This window comes from Bacillus sp. 3255 (assembly GCF_031456485.1).
Taxonomy (GTDB): Bacteria; Bacillota; Bacilli; order Paenibacillales; family NBRC-103111; genus Paenibacillus_E.
This window is the reverse complement of sequence record NZ_JAVDUS010000006.1, coordinates 76,514-100,491: the sequence shown is the minus strand read 5'-3', so window position 1 is coordinate 100,491 and position 23,978 is coordinate 76,514. Positions and strand designations below refer to the sequence as shown.

Here is a 23,978-nt window from a genome sequence, read left to right as displayed (position 1 = left end):
ACGTAGCAGTCTCTTTCTTGCATCGTACTCGCAGATAGGAGCGATTAAGGATGTCCTCTTCCGAAACAAACCTGGTTAAACTGTCCCAATGGGATGCGCTTATCCTGGAGTCGCTTAAGAGTCTAGGTTGGCAGGCCGATGAGCTGCTTCGCCGGGTCCGTGACGGCGAGCTCCCCACAGACGACAGCAAATTCAAATTCGACTATACGCGCTTAACCGAGCTGGCGGGCAGCGATTCGGCTGCCTTCGAACATGCCGTCCGGCATGGGTACCGAATCAAATACAATACACTTCGCGGCATCGCCAGCTGGCTGCTGCTCGCTTACGGGCATGAAGCCGAACTAAACCTGGAGCCAAGTCGCGAATCCGTCGTGGCTCATCTTACCGAGAAGGAGCGCGACGGATTGAAAGCTGTGCTTTCCTATGGATGGGTCGTACACGGCAAACATGACGCTTCACCCGAAACGACATCTACTTACATCATCGAGCCATTGGTCCGAGGTTGATGTTAGATATGACTAGACAGCCCTTTCGTCATTCATGGCGGAAGGGCTGTCTTGCGTATCCAACCGATTTCGTTATTGTTATTATTATTGTAAAACTTTCGATTCCTGTCCTGGTAATGGTATAATTAGTCAGAAGTCCAAATCTCTATAGTGAGGCGGTAGGATAATGGAAACAGGTAACAAAGTGACAATAACGGTTGAAACCACAGTCCATGCACCGGTTGAGAAAGTGTGGGCCAATTGGACGGAACCGCAGCACATTACGCAATGGTCTTTCGCTTCCGATGACTGGCATGCGCCGAACGCTGAAAATGATTTAAGGGCTGGCGGTAAATTCCTAACCCGAATGGAAGCTAAGGATGGCAGCTTTGGCTTTGATTTTGGCGGTGTGTATGATGAAGTGAAAACAAACGAATTGCTTGTGTACACGCTTGGAGATGGCAGACAAGTGACCATTCATTTTACTGCGCAAGGTAATGACACCAGAATTGTTGAAGAGTTTGAAGCGGAAGGAACGCATCCCGTCGAGCAGCAGCAAGCAGGCTGGCAGGCGTTTCTTGACAATTTCAAGAAATATACGGAGAATGCTAAGTAATCTTGGGCATACCCATAGAAATAAACCTTCCTTTCGGAAGGTTTATTTTTATGGCTCGAACACCTTAATTTTCCTTAAGTTCGCGCTGATTCTATCATAAATAAGTATATTGCCTGTGGAATCAATCGCATATTCGGGGGATATGCCTAACGTAAATCGTGATTCTTGGGGATACCCCGCCTTAGTAGGCATAGGTTCATAGTTACCGGTCAGATTGTTATAGAATTCATCCGGATTCAACGCAAAAAGCCGCGATTGACGCAGCAGCTTCCTGCTGGATTATATACGATTGATAAGGAGAGGCACGACAGCCCCCTGATTCACGTCGATTAAGCCGAAATCGGTAATTTTCAAAGCCGGACTGACAGGCAGTGAATGCGTGCTGATGGACATGATCGGATTATAATGGCTATAGCCTAACGACTCCATCGCTTTCCGCAATTGTTCCACTTCCGACGCAACCTCTTCGAGCGGCGCTTCGGTCAGAATCCCGCCAACCGGCAGCTTCAGACCGGCGATCACTTTGCCATCCACTACGACGCTGAAGCCCCCTTGATTGCGAATCACTTCATTGGCGGCGATCATCATATCGCGGGCATTGTGTCCGACAACGAGCAAATTATGATTATCGTGGGAATAGGTCGTCGCCACTGCGCCGCGTTTAATCGTATCGCCGCCAATCAAACCGTAAGCGCGGTTGCCGTTTTTCCCATAGCGTTCGAAAGTAGCAATAAGTCCCTTGCCGCTTCCCTGCCAGCGGAGCTCCCCCGCGTGAACATCCACCTCAACGTGCTGTTCTTCCGTGAACGTTGAGCCGTTCTTCACCATCATGGCGCGGCAAGCATAACGGCCATCCGCCGCTTCCGCCTTGACAGCGAAATCGGCTTCCGTTAACAGCGGCATATGGACGCTCTCATAATAATGCGCAGGAAAAGCTGGAGAGCTGGCCGTATACGTGTACGCCTCCTGAACATCATAGACCTTGCGTCCGTTCTTGAAGACTTGATCGATCGTCAAATGATCAAGATCGGTTACTAATTGAAAGTCACCGATTTTGCCCGGCGCAATCACGCCGCGGTCATACATTCGCATTCTTTTGGCCGGCGACAGCGTACTGGCATAAATCGCATGCTCCGGTTTCATGCCCATCCGGATCGCTTTGCGGACAATATGGTTCAAGTGCCCCCTCCGCTCGAACGAATCTGCCATCACATCGTCGGTTACAAAGCAGTAATGCTCGGACACCTCATGCTCCATCAAATACGCCATCACTTCAGGCGTCATGGATTTCTCCTGAATCTCAATGAACATACCTGCCGCGATCCGGGCCTCCATGCCCTCAATCGTCTGGTGCGTATGGTCGGAATCAACCCCGCTGTAGATCATCCGGTGCAAATCCAGATCCAATAATTTCGGCACATGCCCCTCAATAATGAGATGAGGATAATTCTTACGAATATGGCGCAGAATTTGGTTCGTTTTGCAGTCCGGATCCGTGATCACGTCAACATAATTCATAATCTCGCCCAAACAAATAATTCGCTCCGTCCGCAGCAGCTCATCCAGATCCGCAATCTCGATCGAGCCCCCGGTCGTTTCCATCGAAGTGGCCGGTACCGAGCTTGGAATGGCATAGAACATATCCGCCGTGCAATTCTTGCTGGCCTTGATGAATTCCTTAACCCCGTCAAGACCGAACACGTTGGCGATCTCATGAGGCTCCGGCACGATCGTCGTCACACCGTTGCGAATGAGACCGTAGGAGAACGTCTCCGGCGTGACCATCGTACTTTCAATATGCAGATGGATATCAATGAGACCGGGGATCATGTAACGCCCGTCCCCATCTACGGTTTCGGCCGCTTCGAACGTGTCCGCGCCATTCTTCCCGATATATAGAAACTTGCCATCCAGCAAGGCGGCGTTGCCCTTAATGAATGTCTTGAAGTAGCTATTGTATATCTGTACATTCTCGATCAGCAAATCTACTTGCATATGTCTTAACCTCCAAGTACACTACTCAACTAATACCAATTTCTCGCTTGGAAAATGAAGCCCTACCTCTTGACCGTTCGCATACGGAGTTTCCATCTCTTTATTCACGGTGAAATCTCCCAGCGGCGTTTCAACGACATATTGATAGCTTCTCCCCAAGAAGGTGCTCACCTTCACACGGCCCGTCAAGCGATTCGGCCCATCCTCGATTTCGGCAGGCAGTGCGATCCCCACGTCGTCCGGGCGAATAGCCCCTTTCAGGCCAAGCTGCTCGCCTTTACCGGCATCCTTCGTTACCGTGAACATGCGTTCTTTCACCTTCAAGGCGATATGTTCGTTGGTATCAAATCTTGTATCAAAGGTGATGAAATTCGTAAACCCGATGAATCTGGCAACGAACTCTGTTTTCGGATATTTGAAAATCGTCGCCGGTGCGCCTAATTGCTCGATAATCCCTTTATTCATAATGGCAACTTGATCCGAGATCGAGAAACATTCCTCTTGATCATGGGAAACATAGACCGTAGTGATCCCCAGCTCCTGCTGGATCCGCCGGATCTCGACCCGCATGTTGATGCGCAGATTGGCGTCCAGGTTGCTTAGGGGCTCGTCGAAGAGCAGCAGCTCGGGCTCGATGACTAGTGCTCTGGCGATGGCTACCCGCTGTCTTTGGCCTCCCGAGAGCTCTTTCGGATAACGCTTCTCGAATCCGGACAAGCTGACGACATCCAGAATCTTCCGGACACGACGATCCAGCTCGGCGCCGCTCACCTTCCGAAGGCGAAGGCCGAAGGCGACATTATCATAAATCGACAAGTGCGGAAACAAGGCGTAGCTCTGGAAAACGAAGCCGAAATTGCGCTTGTTAACAGGGATGCGTGTGTAATCTTTGCCGTTTAAAGCGAATTTGCCGGCCTTAGCTTCCAGGAATCCGGCGATGAGCCGTAACGTCGTCGTTTTGCCGCAACCGCTTGGCCCTAGCAGCGAAATCAAGTTTCCTTTGTCTACTTGCAAGTTGAAGTCCTTCAAAATATATTGCTGATCATAGGCTACAGAAATATTCTCCAGCGTAAGCAATGCCATGGATGTAACCCTCCGTTATCGTTTGGTGAAGTAGGATAATCCCATCAACCGTTCAATGATGAACATAAGTACCGCGGTGAAGATCATGAGCAGGACCGAAATAGCGGCAATCGTCGGGTCAAAATGATTCTCCACATAGGTCAGCATTTGGATAGGCAGCGTGCTGACCCCCGGCCCTGTCATGAAGACCGAGATGTCGACATTATTAAACGATTCCAGGAAGGCAATCAGAATCGCCGCAATAATACCGGATTTGATGTTCGGCAGAACGACTGTGAAAAAAGTTTTCAATTGGCCGGAGCCCAGACTTAATGCCGCTTCTTCAATGGCAAAATCGAAATTCGCCAAGCTCGAGGCAATGACTCTAATAATGAAAGGTAGCATAATCACCGTGTGCCCGATCAGCAAGGCTGCATAGATGGGAAGGTGATAAGTGACGATCAAATACTTCAGCATCGTGAACCCCAGCACGATACCCGGAATAAGCACGGGAGAAATAAAAACGGCATTGAGCGCCTCTTTCCCCTTAAACGAAAACCGGCTTAACGCATAGGCGGCCGGAATGCCAAGCAGCAGAGCGAACAGATTGCCGATCAGCGATACGATGACAGAGGTGACCGCGGTCGTCATGAACATCTTGACTTCCAGAATGTTGCGGTACCACTTCAACGAGAATCCTGTCGGCGGAAATTTCAATACGCTTCCCGGCTCGAATGAAGCAAAAGCTATAATAACGAGCGGCCCGAGCAAGAATACATAGACAAGAAACGTAAATAAGGCCAGTCCTCGATTCTTTTCCCGCATATTACTACCCCTTCGGATTTAATTTGGTCGCCAGCTTGTTCATCAGTGCGATGACGACGAAGGTGATCACGATCATAATGACGGCGATGACGGAAGCAAGATACCAATCGTTGAGCGTAATCGCATTCTGATAGAGGAAGGTGGAGATGACCCGCTGCTTGCCTCCGAGCAATGCAGGCGTCGTGTACGCCGTCAAGCTTCCGACAAAAACAAGAATACTGCCTATGATTAGGCCCGGCACGCTGAGCGGCACGATGACTTTGACGAAGGCCGTGAACCGGTTAGCGCCCAAGCTCTCCGCCGCTTTGATCAGATCCGGATCAATATTCTCAAGAACGCCGACCAGCGTAATCAGAATGAGCGGCAGGAACAAATGGATCAGACCGATCATCATCGCTGCCGGCGTGTACAAAATATCAAGCGGCTCTTGAATGAGACCGATGGCAAGCAGCACATTATTAAGCAATCCTTTTTTTCCCAAAATGATCATCCAGCTGAACGACCTGACCACAGAGCTCGTCAACAGCGGAAATATCGCTAAGGCCAGCAGAACCGCCTTCATTCTCGGACTCTGCTTAGAAATGTAATAAGCGACCGGAAAGCCCAGCAAGATACAAAGCAGCGTGGTTACGAGGCTGACACGCAGCGTCGTCAACACGATCTTAAGAAAATAAGGGTCTTTGAAGAAATTCATGTAGCCACCGAACGTAAATGACCCTTTGTCAAAAAAAGTTGAACCTATCGTCAGAAGGATCGGGACTACCATGAATACCGTCAGGAACAAAAGTCCCGGCAGCAAAAGCAAATATAAGTACGTTTTTTTCATGCAGCTTACTCCTGTTCCTAAGGTTCGCTAAGCACGCAGCGTGCGGATGAAAAGTTGGAGAAATTCGTCGGCCGATACCTCTAAACACACATGAACATTAGCTTCTCGCGCCAGACGGCCTTGGAAATCGCAGACCGTTTGCCCGTCGCAGAGCTCGCTTCGCGTTTCAACATCAACATAATACTGTTTGGTTGTAACCAGCCCTTTATTCAGTGCCACCCCGACAGCAAGCGGGTCGTGCAAGGCACAAGCTCTAACTCCGTTGCGTTCATAGTAACGCTCCATATACGCCGCTGTGCTTTCTTTGACATACCGGCCAATCGGCGAGTCCCCGAGCTGGCGGATATGCTCCTCTGTCAGCAGCGCTTTCCGGGTTACATCCAACCCAACGAGCGTTAACGCCGGGAAACCCGCTTGGCAGACGATCTTGGCGGCTTCCGGATCGACGTACATATTAAATTCCGCCGTAGGGGTTACATTGCCGAAGCCTTGGACGACGCCGCCCATCACGATGACTTCCTGTACCTGATGAACGAGTTCAGGATACTTCATAACAGCCAAAGCCAGATTCGTTAACGGTGCTGTCATGACCAGCGTGACTTCTCCCGGATGGCGCTTCACTTGGTCGATGATGAAATCAACGGCATGCCCTTCTGCAGCCTGTATATGAACCGGCATATCGCTTAATGCGCCGCCAAGCCCGTCATGACCATGAACGCGATGCTCGAAAAAAGTTCCCCGCATCAAAGGCTTGTTCGCTCCTTTGATAACCGGGATCTCATGCTCCATGCCAAGCAGCTGCAGGATCTTGCAAGTATTCTTCGTTGCTTGGTCCAATGAGACGTTGCCGTTCACCGTCGTGATCCCAAGCACATCCATCTCTCCGCTGCGGACGGCGAGCAGAATGCCTAACGCATCGTCGATTCCCGTATCCACATCGAGGATGACCTTTTTTTTCATGACTGTGCCCCCTTCTAGTCCATTTGAAAAAACAAGGGTATATCCTGTTCATATACCCTTGTGTGCATGTATTTATTGAGCGACTTCTTTGTTCCAGCGGTCAATCCACGATTTGAGATGCTGATTGACGAATTTCATATCCAATTTGTGCAGCCCGCTCACGACATCGGCGCCGTAAGTAATCCCTTGCGCATCTTCAGCCGAGAGTTGAAGCGTCGTGTTCACCGGTGAATCCACTTTGGCCTTCGCCGATTTCTCCTGAACTTCCTTGCTCAAGTGCCAGTTGATGAAATCTTCCGCCAGCTGCTTATTCGCGCTTCCTTTGACTACGTTGACCGTATTCATGATGGCATAGGCCCCTTCGGTCGGGGAGATGAACTTCGTATCCGGCACGGCCGCCTTCAGATCCTTCACGTACATTTCCATAATCGGGCCGGCGGCAATTTCACCTTGGGAGAACATATTGACGAATTCGGACGTTTGGCCGTAATACTTCACGACGCTTTTGTTCAATTCTTTCACTTTGGCGAAAGCTTGATCCTCATTGAACGTCGTGTTCCCGGCTACCAAAGATGCCGCATCCAGGACCATCGGCCCCGTCGTGGACGTAATGTTAGGCATCGTCAGCTTCTTCGCGAGTTCAGGACTCCACAGGTCGCTCCACGACTTGATCTCTTTGCCCGCTGCTTTGGGGCTGTAGGCAATCCCCAAACGGCCTACCGTATAAGCCGGACCGTAGTCCTCTCCGAGCGGAGCTTTGGCGATATCGTAGATATCTTTTAAATTCGGAATGCGGCTGCGGTCGATTTTCTCGAACAATCCCGCTTCAATCCCTTGTTGGGCATAATAATCGGATAAATAGATAAGATCCACTTTGGAAGTGCCTTGTTTCACTTTATTCAAACGTTCGGAGTTATTCCCGATCTCCAGGACAATCTTCACATTATGTTCTTTCTCAAACGGTGCGTAGACTTCTTTCTTGAAGAAATCATCCGAGAACCCCCAAGTAGAAATAACCAATTGCGTAGGCTCCCCTTTGGCTGCTCCAGCAGGCGATGCCGCTGACGTACTGGCTCCCCCTTGTTCTTGCGAAGGCGCAGTTCCGCACCCCGTCAACGCCAAACCTACTACTGATAAAGAAATCAAACCTCGAAGCATTTTTTGTTTCATCTTCAACAACCTCCCAATTTCTTGTTCATATATAGTTTGATGCGTAAATCCCGTGTAAAATTTTACTAATATTCTACCCTTGTCATCGGCAGATCTATCCGCCTTGTTCCCAGCTATAGCTATAAAAAAACAGAAAAGTGCCCTTGGTAGAAGAAAAACTTCTAACAAGAGCACTTTCCATCGTAAACAATGTAAAGAGACATCTGTCTAAGGATATGAACCGGTTGGCTCTTAAGATAGATCAAAAGAGAATAACCGACATCTGACTATTTCGCTGGTTTGAGAATAATGTTCGTTATGGCCCATTGAGTCGGTGGATCATAGTCTCTTAAAACCGCCTCCATGGACAAACCGAGTTCCTGCTCCAGCCTTTCCCGGATTCGCTTCTTATAGATCGAGGACATATAGAAGTCGACCTCGTGCTTCAGCGTCGGGGCCTCGCCCTCCAAAGCAGTAGAGCGCGGTGAACGGCGATGCTTGGCATGAAAGGTAATGATGTTCTGTTCTATCGATACCTTGAGCAGCGTTGTGCCAAAACCGAATAATTCCTTGGATATCTCGTTATACAGGTGACATAGCTTCTTCTTAAATTCATTCGAATCATCCGGCAAGGACATGATATCACCTTCAAACACAAATAATAAACAAGTATGTGGGGCAACTATATTCATAATACAGAGATTTCTCGAATTTATCAAGACAATCGTTCGTGATTTTATCTGAATCATGCTTGCATTTACCTTCAGCCATTCAAAAACCGCTCGATTTCCGAATGTCATGACAAAAAAAAGAAGCTGAAACCATCAATTTCAGCTTCTTGCTTGCGTTTTACCTGAAAGGAGAACTCAACAAATTGCAGGCGATACTTCATTTCATTTTCAATTCCACAATGGATACACTTTATATAACGAACATTATCCGGTAAATCAGTCTTGCTTCCCGTTCCATTCATAACGCAATAAATGATAGTATGGCCATTGAATTAACGAATTATACATGATGCCGCAACAAATTTGATCGATTCGTTTACGCGCTTGTCACGATCCCCATGACGAACCCGTCATATCCTTTACTTCCGACAGTCTGAATGGCGGTTGCCGTGATCCGCGGCTCATCGGCCAGCAATTCATAAAACGCTCTTACCCCCTTCACACGCGGATCCTCCGTATGTTCGTTAATGATTTCACCATCACGAATGACATTATCGCCAAGAATGACCGTACCGGGATGCGAGAAATGAAGCGCCCATTGCAAATAGTTAGGATTATTAGGCTTATCGGCATCTATGAAAATGAAATCAAAAGGAGCGACGCCCTCGTCTTTCATCCGTGCCAATTGTTCCAACGCATCGCCGACCCGAAGCTCGACAAGTTCATTCAACGAAGCGAGCGCCAGATTGGCCCGCGCCACCTCGGCATGATGCGGATCCAGCTCCAAGGTGACCAACTGGCCCCCGGCAGGCAGCGCTCGGGCTAACCATATTGTACTGTATCCGCCCAAAGTACCGATCTCCAAGATCCGTTTGGAGCCATGCATGCGAACCAACAGGTTGAGAAATTTCCCTTGATTCGGCGTAACGTCATAAGGCGGCAATCCTGCCTGTTGATTGCTTCGCAGAACGGACTCCAGAATATTATCCTGCGGAATCAATTGCTGAGTAATATACTGGTCTACATGTTCCCATACGTTGGCTTGATTCATTCCGATCACGTCTCCTCTTCTTTTGTACTTCTGCTATCAGTATAGAGGAGTTATAATCATAAATATAATATAAGATTAACGACTATTTATATATTATTTGTATAAGTCGCAGAGACAGGGGAAGATCGCAATGAACCTCCATGCCTTACGCTTGTTTCATGTCATCGCTACGACCGGAAGCGTGACACGCGCCTCCAAAGAGCTGAATATAAGCCAGCCTGCCATTACCGCCCAAATCAAAAAATTCGAGAAAGAGCTGCGTCTCACACTGCTGGAACCTCAAGGCAGAGGCGTAGCCTTAACCGAAGCCGGGAGCGAGATTGCTAATCTGGCGAAACGGCTTTTTGCCGTCGAACAACAAATTGAACAGTTCTCCCAGGATTACCGCAACGGGGTCAAGGGCTGCATTCGGATAGCCGCAACCTATTTGCCCGCTCATTTCCTGCTGCCTGTCTGGATCGCCAATTTCAAACAACAATACGAGCTGGTTGAAATGATGATTACCACGACGAATTCAACGGATGCTCTGAAGCAGCTGTTGCATGCGCACGTGGATATCGCCATTTACGGGGGAATCCCCGAGGTATACCCGGATACGATTCAGTCCGAAGAATTGTTTCAGGACGAGCTGTGGTTTGTCGTCGCACCTGCTCATCGCTATGCCAACCAGCGGGTTTCTCTGTCCGAGATGATGAAAGAACCCTTTGTCATGCGTGAGGAGGGGAGTTCGACGAGAGAACGATTATTATCTCTCTGCCGGACCTACAATTCCCCCACGCCGACGATCTCTTTGCAATTCAACGGGCTATATGAAGCGATAACGGCCGTTATCGCGGGTTACGGCGCAAGCTTCGTCTCGTCATTAGTTGTACGTGAACATGTTGAGCGCGGACAGCTATGCCGGGTTCATGTCGATGGAATCAACCTCATCAATTCGATTGCGATCTGCACGCGCAGAAACGAGCCATTATCTGCTTCTGCCATGAATTTTATCCATATGATTCGTGATAATCTATGATCGCAAGTACATCGCTGGTTGTACTAATCTGTGCGAACTCTTCATGCAAGTTCACTAGAGTCATCTCGTGAATGTTCTCTGGCGTGTGATAGGTTCCATCAGGTCCGCTGCGACCGAATGTCGCACAAGCATCTTCGACAAGGATAGGATTAAATCCTAAATTGCCGGCCATACGGGTTGTCGTTTCCACACAATGATTCGTCGTTAGCCCTACGATCACTATTTGCTCACACGCCATCTGCCTAAGTACTTGCTCTAGATTAGTGCCAATGAATGAACTGTTCACGTTCTTAAGGAAAATGTGCTCTCCACCCATCGGCTCGATCCCCGTTTTGAATTGGCAAGTTGGTTGATTGTGATAAAAAAGCGATGATTCTATTGGCGATACGTGCTGAACGAACATGACGGGTCTCCCTGAAGATCTCCAAGCTTTCAGCAATACCTTCATATTATCCTCTGCATCCTTATTATTTCGTTCCCCCCATTTGGGGTCGTCAAATGCTTTCTGTACATCAATCATGAGTAAGGGTGTTTTTGGTGCTATCAAGCTCATCGTCACAGTTTTGCTACCTCCGTAAGTTAATGCAATCATTCTACCGAAAAGATCAGCTCATTTACACAAGGATATGAATGTGTTTTAATGAATCGACTTATGAAAGCAAGGAATTTGCGAGGATATACTTATTAAAATAAAGGAGGCCCTCATGGACCAGGTTGACCTTAAAATTGTGTTGGAACTTCAGATGAACGCGCGCATTTCGATGACGGAGCTAGGCCAGCGCGTTGGCCTCACAGCCCCAGCGACTGCTGAACGCGTCAAAAAGCTTGAGGATCGTGGCGTCATCGAAGCCTATCGGGCGAAGCTATCTGCGGAAGCCTTTAATAAACGGGTAACAGCTTACATTTTATTTGAGACGGAACGCTGCAAAGCTTTCGCAGAATTCTGTAAGGAGCATCCAGAAGTGATGGAATGTCATCGACTTGCGGGACAATACAGCTACCTTGTTAAACTTGTCACCGAATCGGTACAAACTTTGGAAGCTTTTATCGACAATGCCATGCCCTATGGCAAATCGTCTACACATATCCAGCTCTCTTCCCCAGTTGACTACAAAAGCTTTCGCTAACTGCAGGATTACACTCCAAAAAAGGCAACCGATCTGTTCGGCTGCCTTTGCTTTATAAACTTATAAGTCTTGAGATAATCGAATCATATCCCTACACGGAATTCCGTTCTCATAGATCTCTTCTTCGTAGTGTCTAATGAAAAAGTCCACATCCACACCAATAATTCTAAAGCCACACTTTTGATAGAGGGCTAATTGTCCAATGCCAGAATTCCCTGTACCAATTTCGATTGTTTGATATCCTTTCTCCTTGGCTGTATGGACGGCATGTAAGACTAACTGCTTCCCTAGACCTTGTCCTTGCCTATCTTCCGTAACCGCAACGTTCACCAATTCAACCGTGGCAGGTCTTGTAGGTAAAAGCACATAAGTACCAATTATTCGGTTATCCTCTTCGGCTACAACACACTCCCCTCTTTTGACATATTCCTCTACGAGCTTTCGGGATGGGTCCGCTAATAATAACAATTCCATTGGATAATTTTCGTTCGAATTCAGTTTTCTGATGTTCATTTCTTTCTCCTTCTAGATTGGTAAAAAGCAAGATGATCGGGTTGTGCCTAGCAATCTCTTTATTTTGCTCTCCATTCAATATTGAGGTACCATGAATTGTGGCAGTAACACATATAAGCTTTCAGTTAGGAGAAACTGATATGAAAAACAAAGCAGGAAATATGCTAAAGGCGGCAGTACTTGCGTTTGCAGTCATTCTGGCGGCAGTTCCAACCTTCACCCAAACCGTTTCAGCGAATTCGTCCCTCCAGAGAAACCAGAGAACATCCTCAGTTTCTGCCGATCAACCGATCTACAAATACCCGTTTGAAGTGATGAAGGCAGTTAGAATCTATCTAGGCGCTAAGCCAAATTCGACAGAGATGGATCGTCAGATTAACACAATGTCAAAAACAGAAGTCATGGATATCTACCTTGCATCCAAACATAATAAAGCAAAAGGGAAAGTCATAAGAAAAGCTGTAGATGATATTTTCAACATAAGTCTGGATACCATCTCCGCGAAAGGGGAAGGAAATATCATGGCTAGCTACCCTGCAGACATCATGGAGGGCGTCCGTAAATCGTTGCATATTGATCCTTCATCTACAGAACTCGATGCCAAAATCATGTCTATGGCCAAAGTCGCCGTTATGGACAAATTCCTTCAATCCTTTGGCAAAGAAATTTCCGGATCGGAAAGCAGATGGATGATTAATGAAATATTCGGTGTTAATCTGAATGGAATTGATTCATTAGCCAAAGCCCGTATATCTCTTTTCTCAAAAGGACAATGGATCACTCAAACTCCTACAGATATCTTCGTTATTCTTACAGGAAAAGGTGACGTCGATATAAATGTTGGTGTTACAGATTACTACAAGCAAAAAACAGGATCCGATCAGCTGCCGGTTGAGGTTCAGGACTTCCTGGAAAATCTTGGTTTTACATATCAAATTGAAACTAACTTCTATACGTACACGAATCCTAGCGGCGAATCAGTGCCTGATTCGTTCAAAGGTCAATTGATTGGGAAACTGGTTTCATACATCCATGATCATTATTTAACACCGTAATATGAATTACAAGAAACCAGCAAACTCAAGGGTTTGCTGGTTTTTTCATAACAAATTCATTCCTCTACGATTGCGACCGGGCGTGACCAGCCCGCACTCGCCTTTTCCACTTTGACCGGAAAGCAGCATACTTTGAAGCCGAACGGCTTCGGAATTTTTTCCAAATTGGCCAGTTTCTCGATCTGGCAATATTCCCGGTCCTTGCCGACATAATGTGCGGCCCACAGGACACCTTCCCTTGGCTGCTTCTTGTAAGCTTCCGCTTGCAGGTTGAGCGGGATGTCCCAGCCCCAGCCGTCCGTACCGACTACCTTGATGCCTTGATCCAGCAGCCAAAGCGTAGCTTCGGCCGATACACCGGCGTGAAGGAACGCATAATGCTCGTGATACAACCGCTTGTCCGCATCGCTCCGGATGAGAACAATATCGTACGGTTTCAACGTGTACGCGATCCGTTTCAGCTCGGCTTTCAAGTCATCCGTCGTAATCTCGTAACCCGGCGGCTTCGTGCTGAAATCGAGCACGACCCCGTCGGAATAAAACCATTCTAACGGCAGTTCGTCAATGGTTCTTGCCTCTTTCCCTTCCGAAGTTGGCCAGTAGTGCCATGGTGCGTCGATATGAGTACCCGCATGCGTATTCAGGGTTACCGTTTCCGTCGCCCACGCTTTACTTTCCGGAAAATCCTCCTGCTTAAGCCCAAGTGCCGCCGCCGCTTGCTGTGCCCCAGCCTCATGGTTCGAATACTCGATCTTCGCCGGTAAAGGCTCGCGGATACGCGGGCTAATCGGCACGCTTAAGTCGATAAGCTTCATCATTGGTTCCTCCCTTGTCTCCCGATTCAAGCCCATTATAGCATAATCATCCAATTGCAGAACCTCCACCCTTGCGGGATGGCCTCTTCTCCCAAGAAAATGATCAATTCCCGTCAAATATTTTCTCTAGAGCTTCACGCTGCGGAGGCTTAATATTTACTTTTGGACGTATGCTTTTTGCCATGGCCTCAGCTTCGTCAAGGGTTTTCGCTATCCCTAAAGTGATGAGGGTTCCAGCAGCCACCGCGCCGGCCCGGCCGCCGCCGCCGCCGCAGTGAAAGCCAACCTTCTTACCGCTTTTGTAGGCTTCAACCACATGGTTAATCGCTTTCTGGAACCATTCATCTTGGGGACCTTGTGCATTGTCTCCCAGCGGGACTTTAATCCATTCTACGTTAGCGTTTGGATCCGCACATTCCGTCGCTTCGCCGCGTAGATCTACAATCACTTCCACGTTTTCGTTTTTCACCATGTCTGCAACGTCCGCAGCGCCGCCGAAGAAGATCTTATCGTCAATGAGGCTTTGATAGTTTTTTGGCATGTCATTCTCCTTTAGTTTGGGTTTTCTAAGCAAGCTGTTTTCTCCGTTTTCATTATCGAGCTTCCAAATGGTATGATGAATATGGAGGTGGCCAAGATGAATGATGGCACAATTCAAACTTTAACATTGGGTATGGGTTGCTTCTGGAGCCCTGACGCTTTGTTCGGACAATTAACCGGCATCATAAGAACGCGTGTAGGCTTTGCCGGAGGGACGACGGATCATCCGACTTACCGGCATCTAGGAGACCATAGCGAAATGGTCGAAATGGATTTCGATTCTGGTATCGTAAGTTTGGAGACCCTGTTGAATGTGTTCTGGAGCAACCATAATCCATTGAATATCAACGATTACAAAGGCCGACAGTATAGATCCTTGATATTATTTCGAGATTCCACACAGAACGATGTCATCCAGGAGGTCAAGAGAAGCATCGAGGAACAAGGCCAAGGAATACTGGACACCGAGATTGCTCCTTTTACCGTTTTTTATCCTGCCGCAGATCGACATCAGAAATATTATTTGAAACGGTATCCAGCTGCGGTTGAAAAACTGAGAACGATCCTTCCCACCGATGAAGAACTGACGAATGCCACCTTGGCTGCACGCTTAAACGGTTTGGCTAAAGGTTATACCAATTTGGAGAAAATTATCAATGAAATCCGGACCTGGCAAATGAGCGGTAAGGAACAAGAAGAGATCATCCAGCTAATCAAACAAATAAAATGGTGAGGGCAACCGGGTTGTTCAATGGATCTTCGAGCAGAATTGCTCCAGGTAGGAAGAGAAACTGACCATATTCATTTTCATGTATCTGTTGTCTCCTTCCAGCTTGCTGAGCATAATGCCGCCTTCCAATAACGAAAAGGCAAACGAGGCTAATGCGTCCATATCTAGGTTTTCTTTGAATTCCCCTGTTTGTATCCCTTCATTAATGATCCGCTTCATCATGTCCAAAGCATCGTGTAGACCGTGTTGGGCTCTTTGACGCAATGTGGGATGTGTATCGTCACTCTCTACGGCTGTGTTCTGTAAGGGGCAACCGCCTATGAATGGGGGATTGTTCACAACATCCTCATATACACGGAAGAATGCGAGCAGTCGGCCCGCTGCGGACTCCTCTTTACTAATCGCTTCGGCTAAACTCCTGCCTACAACACTGGCGGCATACTGATAGGCTTCCAGGGCAATTTCGTCTTTGCTGCTGAAGTGGCGATAGATTCCTCCCTTCTGGATCCCGGTAGCGGCGATAATATCGTTTAATGACGAACCGGCGTATCCTTGTTGGTTAAAAAGCTGCGCGGATTTCATGATGATATGTTCCCGTGTTTTTTCCCCTTTTTTCATATATCCTCCCCTACGAGTGAGATTCTGTTTAATCATTATAACAAAATTTAGGATTACACTCTTGCCTTCCGCTCGGGATGTGATAAAATCAAAAAAGATACCACATGGTATCTTTTGCTAATATGTTTATATGGGTGTTGTCACGTCTCTAATGTCCACAAAAAAGGAAAGTTGTGCCATGACGCTTCAAGAACAATTGGATCAGCAAAAAGCGGGCTTTATGACAAGAGTACTTGCAGAGGTTCAGGCTGATATTTTACGGCTCGTGAAGGAGCAGCAGCAATCCGGTATCGATTTCGGCCTGAAGGAAGGGGCCCAAGCTCCGAATTTCACGTTGACCAATCCGCTCGGCGAACCAATCACCCTGTATGACGAGCTTGCCCAAGGGCCGGTTGTCCTGGCCTTCTACCGCGGCAGCTGGTGTCCGTTCTGCAATATTCAGCTCAGAGCCTACCAGCAATTACTGCCTGAGATGGAGAAGTACGGCGGCAGGCTGATTGCCGTCTCTCCGCAAAGCCCTGATAACACGCTATCCCAGAAGGAGAAAGAGGAGCTGACCTTCCAGGTGCTAAGCGATCCGAACGGCCTTGTCGCCGAGAGCTACAACCTTTTGTTTGAATTGCCCGTTTATCTTCAGCACACCTATCAAAAGCTTGGACGGGATCTCACCGGGTTCAATAACACAGACCGTTGGATACTGCCGGTTCCGGCGACGTTGATCATCGATAAGGAGCATATCGTGCGTCGCGCCTACGTCGATCCGGATTTCATGAAGCGGATGGAACCGGAGGAAATCATCGATCTATTGAAGAAAATGAACGGCGGGTATTGATCGTTCAAATTAAATAACGGCAGTCTTGTCAACTGCCGTTTCTTTGTATGCATTTGAGCTCTATCTCTTTCCAATCAAAATTTTAAAGTCCATAGTAACTTGTTTCAGATTCATCCGTGCGATTTTTTCTATGCGCTCCTTGGAAGTCCCCCAGGATAACGGCGTCATGCCGAGCAAAGGTTCGATTAAGGGCCCACTCAAGTTTACTTGATAGCGAATGCTTGCAACATCTAACAACTTGAACTGCTCGCTGAAATGACGAATTGTAAGTGAATTTGAATAAACCTGTTTATCGGATCCCTGATAGAAGATTTCTCTTAGTTCTTTCAGATAATCCCGTTCAGGGACGACTTTAATCACCAAACCATGATCCGTCATCAATCTCTGGAATTCTGAATAATTTGCCGGTGAAAGAATGTTTAGAATGAATTTGAATTGCTGATTTGCAAATGGGGAGTTCGCAATGTCCGCGACACACCAAATCACATCCGAATATTCGGCTGCAGCCAAACGAATCCCCTCTTTTGAAATATCAATTCCTACAGCCAATAGCGGGTTTAGTTTTTTCCGCTTTATTTCTATTAGTATGTTATTTAAGTGAGTGCCTTCCCCACAACCTGCATCCAGTATGCTTATAGGTTCATAGCTCGGGAGTTGACTCCTAATAATGTCACTTACCGCAGCATGTAAGGGATTAAATAAACCCCTTTTGCTGATCACCCTTCTGTCTTCAAAAATTTTTTGATCATACTTTGTATTACTGGCTCGGGACAGCAGGTTCATATATCCTTGTTTTGCTATATCAAAACAGTGCTGATTGCTGCAAACTAGACTTCGTAAATGGATCATTTGCATCTGTTTTTTACATAAGGGGCAAATAAATATCTCTTGAAAGCTTTCAATTTTACCAGCGCTCATCAACTTTTTACTTTTTTCGAACACAAAAAGCACCCTTTCATTCGTATTAGGTGAATGAAAAAAGGCACAGTCAAATAAGCCCTAGCCATTTTTGTAAAAAAAAGCTGGGTTATGTGAGCTGCACCTTACATTACCGTAAACGAATGAATTTGATGATCATGGGTTAACGCTCCTTCATTGTCCTCCATTAAAACATTCTTATATTAGCATGTTTCAGCTTGTAAGAGAATTGAATAAAAAAACCTTTCCTTGCAAAAAATAACTTTCGACATCATTACATATCAGGAGTTGAATCAATGACTAATATATTGGAATCAGCCATCGATACGATTAAATCGCTAACGGATGAAAAAAAGCCTCAACCCCTTCATGTAGGAGAGGTCATGGCTTGTTGGTTTTACTTGGCGGGACTTGAATTGGCCAAAGTAACGGTTCAATCCGGTATGAATACCACGAATGACACGGAACTTCAAAACATGCTGAAACAAGATTTGGAACTCAACAAAAGTCAACGGGAACAGCTCTATACCTTCATGCTGAAAGAAGGAATAACTTTACCGCCTGCTCATGAAGATATGCCCAACTCGGATCCTAACAGTGTCCCGCTTGGTGTGAAATTGAAGGATGAAGTGCTGGCCAATGAGTTATCTTTAAAAATAGCCAGTTTGATTATCCGTGCGGCAAGTGCCAATGCAGAATCGATTCGCACGGATTTTGGCATCATGTTCCTTCAATTCCAGGCCGAAAAAGTCATGCTGGGGGCTAAATTAAAACAATTAATGCGAACTCGCGGCTGGATTAAAATACCTCCGCTATTCATTCCACCCGGTTCCGAGCACTCACAAACTTGAGATTCACCTATACTGGCTCCTCTTTAGAGACGATCTGAAGAGGAGCCTTCTGCGTTTGTATCCTATTGCCCCTTTATCAATGTTATGAACTAAAGTTTACCGTCAGTGTATTAACAATGTTCTTAGTCCCACCAAAAATACCATCGTGGGGAATTAATAAGTAATCCTGCTAGAGAATTTACTGTTCCCACCCCTTGCCAAACAATGTCACCACAAAACCCAAATTGTTCCCAAGCTAGAAATTCTGATTCTTCCTGTGTTTTAGGCGGTTTCTCAACAAGTAATTCCCAAACATCATGAGTGACTAATCCTGGTCTGGCTCCATATTTTTCATACCAGTATTTGAACACTGCAACTTGCTCCTCTGGTAAAGGACAAGAATTAAATCCGCCCATCGGTATCCAAGCGGCCACTTCCCAAGGTTTAATTGCAGGGATTTTTGCAATTATTATAGTCTGATTACCCACATTTTCGATTGACATAAAATCATTCATCTGTTCCTCTATAGAAAACTCACCAATGATGTCGTACTCTTCCTCCTCAGGCATGACTTCATCAATTCGTTTCTTTAATAATTCTATTGCATCAATATCATTCGCCTTGGCTATGATTGATTCTCTACGATACTTATCAGTCATGGTATCAACGATTTCAATCATAATCTCAGAAGGAATAATTATTAGAGGCGTATATCCTTCGTCTTCTCCCTTAATTAGAGCTTGCTGGTACTTAGTCATAATTCTTTGAACATCGTTTTCTCGAATAATTTGACACTCACAGCCTAATTTAGAAATGATCTCTTTTAGACTATCCTTCTTTTCCGTTTTTTTCCTGAACCTATCGAATATTCCCACGCCTAATTAACCTCCTAAATTAAATCTATAGGTATAGGTCTAACAATATCATTAATCGTTCACCGTTTCGTGGTTCTCTCAATGCCTTAATATCTCTATTGGTTATGCCATACAAGTTCAACACGATATCACGTAATCCTGTCCGTTTGCCCGTTTGCCCGTTTCGTAGCCGACGCGAAATCCAGCAGACGCCGCATCCAAGCCCCCTATACAAGATTCGCTTCTGCTGCCAGAAGTAGAGTATAATAGGTGTAGTTGAGATTATTTTCCATTGAGATTATATTCCAGGAGGCTACCGCCATGTCACAGGAGATTTGGATTAACCTGCCGGTCAAAGATGTTGAGAGGTCAACTGCCTTTTTCAATGAGATTGGATTACATGCAGTGAGTTTTGGTAACGAGAGAGCCAAGCTTGCCATCGGCCAAACAACGATTCTGCTGTTCCCGGATGCGGCGTTCGAGAAATTTACAGGTTCAAAAATCGCAGATACTTCCCATAGCGCAGAAGTCATATTTTCAATTGGCGCTGAAAGCCGAGAACAAGTAGATGCCTTCATTCAAAAAGTAGAGTTTGCCGGAGGAAGCATCTTTGGCAAGCCGAGCGAAACGGACGGCTGGATGTACGGTGCAGGATTTGCCGACCTGGACGGTCACCGCTGGAACCTGCTGTACATGGATCAGAGCAAAATGCCGAAACGCTAATAAGGAAACGCCGGTCACCTGCTTAAGGTTACCGGCGTTTTTAGATGGACGTGCCTCCGATGACTTTCATAAATATGCTACCTGTGAGCGCTGCCTTCCGGTACAATGGACATGATAACTACTAACACAAACTGTTAGAACTAGGAGGAACATTCACGATGAACGATCAATTCGAGCAGCTTTTTCATTCGGCTCAGGCCCAACAGCTACTGGACCAGATGTACGGTAGCGAAGAACGAGAGGGACAGATCGACAGGTACAGGAGGTGTAAGGAAGGATACAGTACCCAATATGGAAGTACAGAGTCCTTGAAATACTTCAGTGCTCCGGGTCGCACCGAGATAGGCGGCAATCATACGGACCATAACAATGGAAAGGTGCTGGCGGCTAGTATTCAGTTAGATACGATTGCGGCTGCAGCAGCCGTGGACACCGGAGTGATTACCGTCGTTTCCGAAGGGTATCCAGGCATGTCAGTCATCCATCTAAATGATCTAGAGCCTCAGTCAGGCGAGCGCGGGACGGCTGCTTTGATTCGCGGTATCGTACACGGCTTCCAGCAGCACGGGTACCGAATCGGCGGATTCAATGCATACGTCAGCAGTAACGTGCTTCCGGCATCAGGTCTCAGCTCCTCTGCATCTTTCGAAGTTCTGGTCTGCCAGATACTAAGTACCTTTTATAACAACGGAGAGATGGATGCGGTCATGATGTCGCGCATCGGCAAGCATGCCGAGAATCTTTATTGGAACAAGCCGTCAGGAATGCTAGACCAGATGGCCTGCTCGCACGGCGGTATGATCACAATCGACTTTAAGGAGCCGACAGAGCCTCAGATCGAGCGTATTCCAGGTACTTTCGAAGCTGCAGGCTACAGCCTTGTCATCGTCAGCACCGGCGGTAATCATGCTGACCTGACGAAGGACTATGCATCGATTCCGAACGAGATGCGGGCGGTGGCGCAAGCCTTCGGCGTAGAGGTATGTCGCGATTTGACGGCAGAGATGATCTACGGCCGGCTCGCGGAACTCCGTGAAACTGCCGGAGATCGCGCGGTACTGCGGGCGCTCCACTTCCTGGATGAAAATGACCGCGTAGGGCGGCAGGTAGAAGCAATTCAGGCGGGCGAGTGGCAGAACGTGCTGAAGTATATTACCGCCTCAGGGAATTCCTCGTGGAAATGGCTGCAGAACATCTACCAAGAATCGGTGTCGCGCGAACAGGGGATTGCGCTTACGCTCGCCATTACCGAACGTTTCATCGACCGGTTAGGCGATGGTGCTTGCAGAGTACACGGCGGCGGGTTCGCCGGCGTCATTCTCGCCGTTCTGCCACATGCGGCGGTAGCGGAATACCGGGAACTCATCGCGCGTACGACTGGAACGGAAGTGTTCAAGATCCGGGTACGCGAAATCGGTGCGGTCTGCTTGAATACGCTCTTATAGGTTCCTTGGCTTAATCAACGATTGTATGCTTCCCTTATGCCAAAGGTTATTTATAACTCACCTGTCGTAAGGGGAGCATGCTTTTTTTGTTCAAGCCGAGTATAGACGAAAAAGATGCACCCAAGCATGCACGGGCTGCCACTTTCGGCTCCGCGCATACGATCTTAGATGCATCCGTTTCGTCATCCATTATCCAGCTTATGATTTTGCAACAAGATAAGCGGCTACTTCAGCTAACCGAGAAGCATAACCCCATTCATTGTCATACCAAGTAGCGACGGACAATAGTTCACCTTGTACTTGGGTCAATGGCAAGTCAATAATCGAAGAATGTGGATCCGCTACAATACGGGACGAAGCCCATTCCCCTTCCAATACATCAAGAACACCTTTCAATTCGCCTTCTCTTGCCGCTTTTCGGAACATATCGTTAATCTCTTGAACCGTGCACGGCTGTTCCGTTATCAAATTAAGCTCCGCGATGCTTCCCGTACGGGTCGGAATCCGATAGGCTTTGCCTGTGATTTGCAGGTCGTTCCAAATGAATTTCAGCGCTTTGGCTGCACCTGAGGACGACGGAATGATGTTCTCGGCGGCGGCCCATGAATCGCGGCGATCCTTCATCGGCTGATCCGTTAACGATTGCGTGTTCGTATACGAGTGCACCGTGGAGAATAATCCATATTTAATGCCAAAGTTTTCTCTGACCAATTTGACAACCGGTGCAAGCGCATTGGTCGTACAACTCGCCATGCTTATGATTTTATGCTTTTCCGGATCGAAGCTTTCTAAGTTGATTCCTTTCAGTAAGACGGCGTCGCAATCGTCTAAGGTTTTGCTCGGACCGCTGACAAGCACCCTTTTGGCCCCTCGCTCCAAGTGCAGTTCGGCTACGGCTCGCGTAACGGCTCGTCCGGTACAATCAATGACCAGCTCAACGCCAAGCTCACCCCAATTGGGTAACTCGCTGGCCGAATTTAAGAACCGGATCTCACGGTCGCCGATGACGATTGCACCTTCATGTGCAGATACTTGCTCATGCCAACGCTTGTAATTCGTATCCACTTCAAAAAGTGCGGCAAGCGTAGATTCGTCTTTAATATCTGATATCGAATAGGGTGTAAACAAATTTTGTTGCAGAGCTGCCCGAAGGAGCTGTCTTCCGATACGTCCAAATCCAAAAATCGCAATTTTACTCATAATAGCCTCCATATATGTTAGATTAGTTAATCTTACTGCTCATTCAGCCGTTGTACCTGATCCATCCATTGCACAAATGATTGAACGTACCGCTGCACATATTTGCGAGTCGTTTCATCTGTGAGCTTGCGGGTAGTTGAATCAATCTTATCTGTGATTTGCGAAATATACATTTTCTGAGCTGGCATCACATAGGACAAGGTGGCATCCAACGTTTGCCTGATTTGCTGCTGCGAAAGAATCGTCCCTTTGGCGCCAGGTGTTGCGCCTATCACACCTACAGGTTTATGAATTAAGACAGCCGTTTTGGTTGGTGTCGATGCCCAGTCCAGGGCATTCTTCAATACACCCGGTATGCCTGAATTATACTCTGGGCTAACTATGAGAAGACCATCTGTCTTCTGTAATGCCTCGCGAAAATGCCTAACTGAATCCGGCCCGTCCCCATGATCCAAATCCGCGTTATACAAAGGTAAATTAGCAATCGATATGTTTTCATATGCTGCAGAATCTACAAGGTCCGGTATCGTATTTGCTATCATTCGGTTGAACGAGTTTTCTCTCAAACTTCCTACAATAATCCCTATCCTTTTAGACATCAAACAACCTCCAGAATTCAATCTCAAAATAATCATACAATACTTTCCATAGTTCGTGTGAGGTAACTTTAGATAAGCGTACCGCCGCTGTTAACCTGGCAGGATGCCAACCACCAAGTTATCTCTATTTCAACATTCTTAAAATTAAGATATGTGGCGTGAATTATTGAGTATTAGCTATTTTTTGGGCAATAAGCTTTTTCGGCGTCACATCGTTCCCTAACTCATCCATTACAGAGACTCCCAACAGCGTCGAGAATAGTTGCCCGCGTAAAATCTGTAAATACTGCGTCCGGAGTTCTGCCTGTTCCAATTTCTCGGTATCAGATAGGCCTGTGCTGCGCTCAATTCTGCTTAGTTCATTAATTCGGTTCAAAATTGGAATCATGTTCTTTACCTCCTCGAAGTCGATATCTTAATTTCGTTTATCTTAATTTAAAGATAACTGATTTAAAGATAATTGTCAATAGCTATCTGAAAGATTATTCATCGCACTTCGATTTCAAAGAAAAAAGCAACCG

At 47.0% G+C, this 23,978-nt stretch carries 28 protein-coding genes; 10 read left to right on the top strand and 18 right to left on the bottom strand.

Annotated features, from left to right (window positions below; genetic code table 11):
- Positions 1–50 precede the first annotated feature (50 nt).
- Both J2X61_RS11210 and J2X61_RS11205 read left to right on the top strand, forming a co-directional pair.
- Entirely contained in the window at positions 51–506 is a 456-nt protein-coding gene (locus tag J2X61_RS11210) for a hypothetical protein (RefSeq protein ID WP_274470026.1), read from the top strand.
- A 166-nt stretch (positions 507–672) separates the two neighbouring features.
- Positions 673–1,101, top strand: coding sequence for an SRPBCC family protein (locus J2X61_RS11205; protein WP_274470027.1), 429 nt, complete (start codon positions 673–675; stop codon positions 1,099–1,101).
- Between the two features lie 279 nt (positions 1,102–1,380).
- Here J2X61_RS11205 and J2X61_RS11200 read toward each other — a convergent pair whose 3' ends face one another.
- From J2X61_RS11200 to J2X61_RS11165, 8 genes are all read right to left on the bottom strand, one after another.
- Positions 1,381–3,096, bottom strand: a complete 1,716-nt coding sequence (locus J2X61_RS11200; protein WP_310187825.1) for an adenine deaminase C-terminal domain-containing protein — start codon at positions 3,094–3,096, stop codon at positions 1,381–1,383.
- Between the two features lie 21 nt (positions 3,097–3,117).
- Positions 3,118–4,179 (bottom strand): ABC transporter ATP-binding protein, encoded by a 1,062-nt coding sequence (locus tag J2X61_RS11195; RefSeq protein WP_310187824.1) that lies wholly within the window; start codon positions 4,177–4,179, stop codon positions 3,118–3,120.
- Between the two features lie 15 nt (positions 4,180–4,194).
- The gene (locus J2X61_RS11190; RefSeq protein ID WP_274470030.1) at positions 4,195–4,983 is read right to left on the bottom strand and encodes an ABC transporter permease; all 789 of its coding nucleotides are present in this window, start codon (positions 4,981–4,983) and stop codon (positions 4,195–4,197) included.
- Positions 4,984–4,987: 4 nt separating this feature from the next.
- On the bottom strand, positions 4,988–5,809 hold the full coding sequence (locus tag J2X61_RS11185) for an ABC transporter permease (protein WP_274470032.1): 822 nt from the start codon (positions 5,807–5,809) through the stop codon (positions 4,988–4,990).
- A 27-nt stretch (positions 5,810–5,836) separates the two neighbouring features.
- Positions 5,837–6,769 carry a nucleoside hydrolase gene (locus J2X61_RS11180; RefSeq protein WP_274470033.1) on the bottom strand — a complete coding sequence of 311 codons (933 nt, stop codon included), beginning with the start codon at positions 6,767–6,769 and terminating at the stop codon, positions 5,837–5,839.
- A gap of 72 nt (positions 6,770–6,841) precedes the next feature.
- Positions 6,842–7,939 carry an ABC transporter substrate-binding protein gene (locus J2X61_RS11175; RefSeq protein WP_274470034.1) on the bottom strand — a complete coding sequence of 366 codons (1,098 nt, stop codon included), beginning with the start codon at positions 7,937–7,939 and terminating at the stop codon, positions 6,842–6,844.
- A 266-nt stretch (positions 7,940–8,205) separates the two neighbouring features.
- Entirely contained in the window at positions 8,206–8,556 is a 351-nt protein-coding gene (locus J2X61_RS11170; RefSeq protein ID WP_274470036.1) for a DUF2294 domain-containing protein, read from the bottom strand.
- Between the two features lie 409 nt (positions 8,557–8,965).
- A complete protein-coding gene (locus tag J2X61_RS11165; protein ID WP_274470037.1) occupies positions 8,966–9,640 on the bottom strand; it encodes an O-methyltransferase in 675 nt (224 codons plus the stop codon).
- Positions 9,641–9,770: 130 nt separating this feature from the next.
- On the opposite strand from J2X61_RS11165, the gene J2X61_RS11160 reads away from it, so the two are divergent.
- Positions 9,771–10,658 (top strand): LysR substrate-binding domain-containing protein, encoded by an 888-nt coding sequence (locus J2X61_RS11160; RefSeq protein WP_310187822.1) that lies wholly within the window; start codon positions 9,771–9,773, stop codon positions 10,656–10,658.
- Here the strand turns inward: J2X61_RS11160 and J2X61_RS11155 are convergent.
- The gene (locus J2X61_RS11155; protein WP_310188062.1) at positions 10,630–11,211 is read right to left on the bottom strand and encodes a cysteine hydrolase family protein; all 582 of its coding nucleotides are present in this window, start codon (positions 11,209–11,211) and stop codon (positions 10,630–10,632) included. The two genes, J2X61_RS11160 and J2X61_RS11155, sit on opposite strands and share 29 nt — an antisense overlap.
- Positions 11,212–11,362: 151 nt before the next feature.
- On the opposite strand from J2X61_RS11155, the gene J2X61_RS11150 reads away from it, so the two are divergent.
- Complete coding sequence (locus J2X61_RS11150; protein ID WP_274470039.1) at positions 11,363–11,785, top strand: Lrp/AsnC family transcriptional regulator; 423 nt, start codon at positions 11,363–11,365, stop codon at positions 11,783–11,785.
- A gap of 60 nt (positions 11,786–11,845) precedes the next feature.
- Here the strand turns inward: J2X61_RS11150 and J2X61_RS11145 are convergent, their stop codons facing one another.
- The gene (locus J2X61_RS11145; protein ID WP_310187820.1) at positions 11,846–12,298 is read right to left on the bottom strand and encodes a GNAT family N-acetyltransferase; all 453 of its coding nucleotides are present in this window, start codon (positions 12,296–12,298) and stop codon (positions 11,846–11,848) included.
- Between the two features lie 140 nt (positions 12,299–12,438).
- Between J2X61_RS11145 and J2X61_RS11140 the strand changes: the two genes are divergently transcribed.
- Positions 12,439–13,353, top strand: coding sequence for a hypothetical protein (locus J2X61_RS11140; RefSeq protein ID WP_310187819.1), 915 nt, complete (start codon positions 12,439–12,441; stop codon positions 13,351–13,353).
- 56 nt (positions 13,354–13,409) lie between these two features.
- On the opposite strand, the gene J2X61_RS11135 is transcribed toward J2X61_RS11140, so the two are convergent.
- Together J2X61_RS11135 and J2X61_RS11130 are read right to left on the bottom strand one after the other, a co-directional pair.
- Positions 13,410–14,168: a cyclase family protein gene (locus J2X61_RS11135; protein ID WP_274470892.1), complete on the bottom strand. Its 759-nt coding sequence runs from the start codon at positions 14,166–14,168 to the stop codon at positions 13,410–13,412.
- Positions 14,169–14,271: 103 nt separating this feature from the next.
- Complete coding sequence (locus J2X61_RS11130; protein WP_310187817.1) at positions 14,272–14,826, bottom strand: protein-tyrosine phosphatase family protein; 555 nt, start codon at positions 14,824–14,826, stop codon at positions 14,272–14,274.
- Between J2X61_RS11130 and J2X61_RS11125 the strand changes: the two genes are divergently transcribed.
- Positions 14,806–15,441, top strand: a complete 636-nt coding sequence (locus tag J2X61_RS11125) for a peptide-methionine (S)-S-oxide reductase MsrA (RefSeq protein ID WP_310187815.1) — start codon at positions 14,806–14,808, stop codon at positions 15,439–15,441. The genes J2X61_RS11130 and J2X61_RS11125 overlap by 21 nt on opposite strands.
- 15 nt (positions 15,442–15,456) lie before the next feature.
- On the opposite strand, the gene J2X61_RS11120 is transcribed toward J2X61_RS11125, so the two are convergent.
- Complete coding sequence (locus J2X61_RS11120; RefSeq protein ID WP_396135432.1) at positions 15,457–16,092, bottom strand: TetR/AcrR family transcriptional regulator; 636 nt, start codon at positions 16,090–16,092, stop codon at positions 15,457–15,459.
- 142 nt (positions 16,093–16,234) lie between these two features.
- On the opposite strand from J2X61_RS11120, the gene J2X61_RS11115 reads away from it, so the two are divergent.
- Positions 16,235–16,888, top strand: coding sequence for a peroxiredoxin-like family protein (locus tag J2X61_RS11115; RefSeq protein ID WP_310187813.1), 654 nt, complete (start codon positions 16,235–16,237; stop codon positions 16,886–16,888).
- Between the two features lie 60 nt (positions 16,889–16,948).
- Here J2X61_RS11115 and J2X61_RS11110 read toward each other — a convergent pair whose 3' ends face one another.
- Complete coding sequence (locus tag J2X61_RS11110) at positions 16,949–17,830, bottom strand: putative RNA methyltransferase (RefSeq protein ID WP_274470048.1); 882 nt, start codon at positions 17,828–17,830, stop codon at positions 16,949–16,951.
- Positions 17,831–18,102: 272 nt separating this feature from the next.
- Between J2X61_RS11110 and J2X61_RS11105 the strand changes: the two genes are divergently transcribed.
- The gene (locus J2X61_RS11105) at positions 18,103–18,657 is read left to right on the top strand and encodes a DUF3231 family protein (RefSeq protein WP_274470049.1); all 555 of its coding nucleotides are present in this window, start codon (positions 18,103–18,105) and stop codon (positions 18,655–18,657) included.
- 122 nt (positions 18,658–18,779) lie between these two features.
- Here J2X61_RS11105 and J2X61_RS11100 read toward each other — a convergent pair whose 3' ends face one another.
- Entirely contained in the window at positions 18,780–19,511 is a 732-nt protein-coding gene (locus J2X61_RS11100) for a DUF4253 domain-containing protein (protein ID WP_310187810.1), read from the bottom strand.
- A gap of 300 nt (positions 19,512–19,811) precedes the next feature.
- Between J2X61_RS11100 and J2X61_RS11095 the strand changes: the two genes are divergently transcribed.
- Together J2X61_RS11095 and J2X61_RS11090 are read left to right on the top strand one after the other, a co-directional pair.
- Positions 19,812–20,213 carry a VOC family protein gene (locus J2X61_RS11095; RefSeq protein WP_274470051.1) on the top strand — a complete coding sequence of 134 codons (402 nt, stop codon included), beginning with the start codon at positions 19,812–19,814 and terminating at the stop codon, positions 20,211–20,213.
- A 158-nt stretch (positions 20,214–20,371) separates the two neighbouring features.
- Positions 20,372–21,658, top strand: a complete 1,287-nt coding sequence (locus tag J2X61_RS11090; RefSeq protein WP_310187807.1) for a galactokinase — start codon at positions 20,372–20,374, stop codon at positions 21,656–21,658.
- Between the two features lie 198 nt (positions 21,659–21,856).
- On the opposite strand, the gene J2X61_RS11085 is transcribed toward J2X61_RS11090, so the two are convergent.
- The 3 genes from J2X61_RS11085 to J2X61_RS11075 form a co-directional block, all read right to left on the bottom strand.
- Positions 21,857–22,858, bottom strand: a complete 1,002-nt coding sequence (locus J2X61_RS11085; RefSeq protein WP_274470053.1) for a type I glyceraldehyde-3-phosphate dehydrogenase — start codon at positions 22,856–22,858, stop codon at positions 21,857–21,859.
- A 32-nt stretch (positions 22,859–22,890) separates the two neighbouring features.
- Positions 22,891–23,457: an NADPH-dependent FMN reductase gene (locus J2X61_RS11080; RefSeq protein ID WP_274470054.1), complete on the bottom strand. Its 567-nt coding sequence runs from the start codon at positions 23,455–23,457 to the stop codon at positions 22,891–22,893.
- A gap of 163 nt (positions 23,458–23,620) precedes the next feature.
- The gene (locus J2X61_RS11075) at positions 23,621–23,845 is read right to left on the bottom strand and encodes a DUF896 domain-containing protein (protein ID WP_310187806.1); all 225 of its coding nucleotides are present in this window, start codon (positions 23,843–23,845) and stop codon (positions 23,621–23,623) included.
- Positions 23,846–23,978 lie beyond the last annotated feature (133 nt).